Genomic DNA, 4,754 nt, shown 5'->3' on the forward strand with positions numbered 1-4,754 from the left:
AGATGTGTATAAGAGACAGGTTCGAGGCACTGCCGCCGGCACCGCTCCTGCCACTCCGGGTCCCGCCCGAGCTCGTAGACCATCGAGGTCACCGTGCTGGTGGTGGTGTCGTGCGCGGCCATGAGGAGGAAGATCATCTGGTTGATGATGTCGGCGTCGTCGATCCCGCCGGAGGCGTCGGCCACCTGACACAGGGCCGAGAACAGGTCCTCGCCGGGGGTCGCGCGGCGGGCGGGGAGGTGGCGGCGGAGGAAGTCCTCGAGCAGGCGCCGGCCGCGGGCGGCGCGGCCCCACTTGGTGAACGGCAGCGCGGTGGAGCGGACGTAGCCGTTGGCGGCCTGGACGCAGTCGACAAAGGCCTGGTTGACCCGCTCGATCTCGCCCGGCTCGGCGTACTCGGCGCCGCCCATGAAGACCTCGGTGGCCAGGTCCAGCGTGTGGGACTTGAGCGCGGGGTAGATCTCAAAGGCCCGGTCCGGGGACCAGGCCGAGATGCCGGACTCGACCAGCGGGGCCAGCCTGCGGGCGTAGCCCTCGAGCCGGGGGCGGGTGAACGCCTCCTGCATGATGAGCCGGTAGTGGTGGTGCTCGGCGAAGTCCAGCAGCATCAGGCCGCGGTCGAAGAACGGGCCCACGAGGTATCCCCAGCCCGGGCCGTTGGCGAAGGCCTTGTCGGCGTTCCGGAGGGCGACCTGGCAGGCGTCGGGGCCGATCAGCGCTGTCCAGGTGGCGCCGAGGAAGCTGAGTTCGGAGACCGGGCCGTGGTCGCGGTACCGGCGGGCCATGGTCGCCAGCGGGTCGTGCACGTACTCCAGGGTTCCGCCGAGGATCGGGAGCCGGGCGCGGAGCGGGGCCGGGCCGGGTCGGTAGACCGGATCGCGGGGATCGCCGACGATGGACATGCAGCACCTCTTTGTCTGGTGCCCCCAGTCTGTGACCGCGCTCACAGGCCTGTCAGCGGAATTGCGAAACCGGCGGTGTCGTTTCTCACGCGCGGGCGACGAGCGCGGCCACGTCCACCCCGTCGGGCAGCGCGCCGTACTCGGCCGAGCGGTCGTCCCCGAGGCGGGCCAGGCAGAACGCCTCCGCCACGGCCGCCGGCGCGTGCTCGAGCAGCACCGCGCCCTGCTGGGCCAGCGCCATGGCCTCGACCAGCCGGCGCGCGATCGCCGGAGCGGCCGCCGGGTCCGAGGCCGCCCGCCCGATGAGCCCCCGCACCCGCTCGACGTGTCGGTCGAACAGGTCGTGGCGGCCCAGCCGGGCGGCGAGCTCGGCGTCGAACGCGGCGACCGACTCGGGCTCCCGGGCCATCGCGCGCAGGACGTCGAGCGCGATGACGTTGCCCGAGCCCTCCCACACGGCCAACACCGGTTGCTCCCGGTAGCGGCGGGCGAGCGGGAACGCCTCGGTGTAGCCGTTCCCGCCGAGGCACTCGAGCGACTCGTAGGCGTGGTTCGGGCCGCGCTTGCACACCCAGTACTTGGCGACCGCGGTGGCCAGCCGACGGTAGGCGGCCGACTCCTCGTCGTCGTACGCCGCGGCCAGTCGCACGGCCGTCCACGTGGCGGCCTCCGCCTCAAGCTGCAGGTCGGCGAGCACGGCGGCCATCGCGGGCTGATCCACCAGCGTCGCGCCGAACGCGGCGCGGTGGCGGGCGTGCCACGCGGCCTCCGCCACGCCCTGCCGCATCCCGGCGGTCGCGCCCAGCACGCAGTCCAGGCGCGTGCGGCCGACCATCTCGATGATCGTGCGGACCCCGCGGCCGGGCTCGCCGACCATCCAGCCGAGGGTCCCGTCGAACTCCACCTCCGACGAGGCGTTGGACTTGTTGCCCAGCTTGTCCTTGAGGCGTTGGACCAGGAAGGGGTTGCGGTCTCCGCCGGGCAGGACGCGCGGGACGAGGAAGCAGCTCAGGCCCTCCGGGGCCTGGGCCAGGACCAGGAAGGCGTCCGACTGGGGGGCCGAACAGAACCACTTGTGCCCCCGGAGCAGGTGGAGGCCGTCGCCGACGTGCTCGGCGGTGGTGGTGTTGGCGCGGACGTCCGACCCGCCCTGCTTCTCGGTCATGGCCATGCCGAACAGCACGCCCGACTTGGTGGCGGGGTCGCGCAGCTCGGGGTCGTACACCCTCGACAGCAGCGCCGGCTCCCACTCGGAGGCCAGTTCCGGGCTGAGCCGCAGCGAGGGGACCACGGCGTGCGTCATGGACAGCGGGCACCCGTGCCCCGCCTCGATCTGGGAGACCAGCATGAACCCGGCGGCCCGCTCGACGTTCGCGCCCGGGCCGGGGTCGGCCCACGCCGCGGTGTGCAGCCCGTGCTCCACGGAGAACCGCATGATCCGGTGGTAGGAGGGGTGGAACTCGATCTCGTCGACCCGGTTCCCCCACCGGTCGTGGGCCCGGTGCACCGGGGTGAGGGTGTTGGCCAGCTCCGCGTCGTGTTGGTACTGCTCGGTGCCCACGTGCCGGCCCATCTCGTGGAAGCCCTCGGACGCGGCCCCGCCGGACCCGGGCGCGAACACGCCCACGGCCTCCCGCAGGGCCGGGTTGAGGTCGAACTCGTCAACGTCCACGCGCGGCGGCGCCTGGTTGAACACCTCGTGGGTGGTGCTGTTGTGCGTCGTGGCCATGGGGTCTCTCCTACGACTTGAAGTACATCAGCTGGTGGCTGGTGGCGAGCAGGGTGCCGGACCGGCTCCACAGCCTCGCGGTCTCGTCGTGGTAGTTGCCGTGGAAGCGGCGGGAGTGGACGCTGCCCAGGATGAAGTCGGTGCCCTGGGCGGCGATCTCCTCGGCGGTGGCCAGGTAGTGGATCGAGAGGGTCACGGTCCCCGCCGGAACCGGGCGACCGAGCCGCAGGAACGACCGCGGGAAGAACGAATCGCACAGGGCGGTGAGCGAGACGTGGTCGAGAGCGCGGGTCGGCTCGTCGCGGATCCACATCGTCGTCGTCGACTCCCGGCTCGCCTCGCCGTTCGCGACGGCCTCCCACCCGCCGGTGACGAACCGCATGTCGTAGTTCTCCACCCACCGCACCCCGCGGTCCGACCCGGCCGGGGCCAGGTCCTCCGGCGCCGGGACCGCGGGCGGGGCGGCCTCGGTCTCCGACCACGTCTCGCGGCGCAGCGCGGTGATGGCGGTGGCGGTGGTGACCACCTGGCCACCCTGGCGCATCTCCAGCCACCAGTGCTGGTTGGAGTTGTTGGTGCGGGCGGGGCGCACCTCGATCTCGAATCCGCCGTCGGCGACCGGCCCCGCGTAGTTGAGCGTCAGCGCGAGCGGGTCGCCGCGCCGCTCGGGGTGCTGGAGGATCGCCTGGAGCATCACCGCGGCGGTGGTGCCGCCGAACGGACCGACCATGTTGGCCCACGCGTCGACGGTCCGGCCGCGGACCAGGTTCTCGCCGACCCGCTCGAGTGCGACGGCCTGGTCCAACGCGTGGGCGGGGGTGTCGCGACCGGGCACGGTGTCCTCCTGCTGGGGCGGCGCGGCCGTTGCGCCGCCGGGTTGTCCCACCGTACCGACGCGGCGGAAGGGGCGACCGCGATCCGACGGCACAGACTAGTGTGATGCATGTCATCATCCGGGTGGCGGCAATCCGAGAGAAGACGACCTCCACCCATGTTCTCCACCCTCCGTGCACTGACCTCCGCCGGCGTGGCCGCGGGCCTCCTCGCATCTGCGGTTCCCGCCGCGTCAGCGGTCAACACCGACTCGCTCGCGCCGCCGCTCGGTAGGTGCGACGTGGATGTGCAGCGGGTCGCCGCCGAGACGCCGGGGCCCTTCCCGGGGGTCGGCTGGACGGTCGGCCAGCAGGGGAACCTGTGCGGCGAACTCGGTTACCTCTTCCTGGAGACCGCGGGCGGGACCGTCTCCTCGCCGACCACCGTGGTGCTCTTCCACCGGGGAGAGAAGACCGCGACCCAGCCCGGGGCGACCCCACGGGTTCTCCTGGGGCAACGCGGCGACTTCCACGTGGAGTTGCGTGTCCAGCAGGAGCCGGTGCCCGGTCAGCCGAACGCGGCGGCCCACTACGACTCCACGATGTACGTGTGGAATCCTTTCGCGGGCGCCGGTGATGCCACCGCGATCGGGCCGTTCCCTCCGGGGATGACCCTGTAAGGGGGACGGCGGGTCGAGGGCTGCCGACGTGATCGGAATGGGTGACGACGGGGGTGGGGGACCCGGGCAGTCGAGGGCCCTGGTCGCCGCCCTGGCGGCCGCGTCCGCGGTGCTCGTCGTGGCCATCGGCGTGGTCATCGCACTGATCCGTGTAGACGGCGCGTCAGAGACGGGACCGGCGGCGGTCCCCACCGATTCGACCACCACCCGATCGGCCTCCACCACCACCAGGCCGTCACCACGCCCGACGAGCAGTGTCGCCCCGGTGCCGACGGCGGCCCGGCAACGGGGCGCGGTCTGCGACGCGCTCGTGATCAACGCCGACCTCGGCTACCCCGACAGCGGTGCCCGCATCATCGACTGCGGCGCCGGATGGGCCGTGATGGCCAGCGAGATCTCCGGCGATCCGTTCTGGGTGGCCTATCGGGGAGGCAGGTGGCAGTCGGTCCGCGACGTGTCGATCTACCAGTCGACCTGCCCCGACGAGGCCATCGCCAGGGGCGCCCCGGCGTGGATGGCGATCAAGCACCTGGGGCCCTGTCCCACGGCGACGCCCCCGAGCTCGACCTCGCGCGCGACGTCGACAACGGCGGCCAGTTCGACCGCGACGCCGCCCACCTCCACGCCGCCC

The 4,754-nt window shown here is 72.5% G+C and carries 4 protein-coding genes and 1 pseudogene; 2 read left to right on the top strand and 3 right to left on the bottom strand.

Going from position 1 to position 4,754, the window contains the following annotated elements; all coding sequences use genetic code 11:
• The 3 genes from B4M60_RS10100 to B4M60_RS10110 all read right to left on the bottom strand — a co-directional run.
• A partial coding sequence (locus tag B4M60_RS10100; RefSeq protein ID WP_291083124.1) for a cytochrome P450 occupies positions 1-902 on the bottom strand: 902 nt, incomplete at its 3' end.
• A gap of 85 nt (positions 903-987) precedes the next feature.
• On the bottom strand, positions 988-2,631 hold the full coding sequence (locus B4M60_RS10105) for an acyl-CoA dehydrogenase family protein (RefSeq protein WP_291083127.1): 1,644 nt from the start codon (positions 2,629-2,631) through the stop codon (positions 988-990).
• Between the two features lie 10 nt (positions 2,632-2,641).
• Positions 2,642-3,466: an acyl-CoA thioesterase gene (locus tag B4M60_RS10110; RefSeq protein WP_291083130.1), complete on the bottom strand. Its 825-nt coding sequence runs from the start codon at positions 3,464-3,466 to the stop codon at positions 2,642-2,644.
• A 156-nt stretch (positions 3,467-3,622) separates the two neighbouring features.
• Here B4M60_RS10110 and B4M60_RS10115 point away from each other — a divergent pair, with 156 nt between their 5' ends.
• On the top strand, positions 3,623-4,123 hold the full coding sequence (locus B4M60_RS10115) for a hypothetical protein (protein ID WP_291083134.1): 501 nt from the start codon (positions 3,623-3,625) through the stop codon (positions 4,121-4,123).
• A 28-nt stretch (positions 4,124-4,151) separates the two neighbouring features.
• Positions 4,152-4,754, top strand: a pseudogene (locus B4M60_RS10120) (hypothetical protein); the annotation flags it as partial.

This window comes from Dietzia sp. UBA5065, from assembly GCA_002415925.1.
Lineage (GTDB): Bacteria > Actinomycetota > Actinomycetes > Mycobacteriales > Mycobacteriaceae > Dietzia.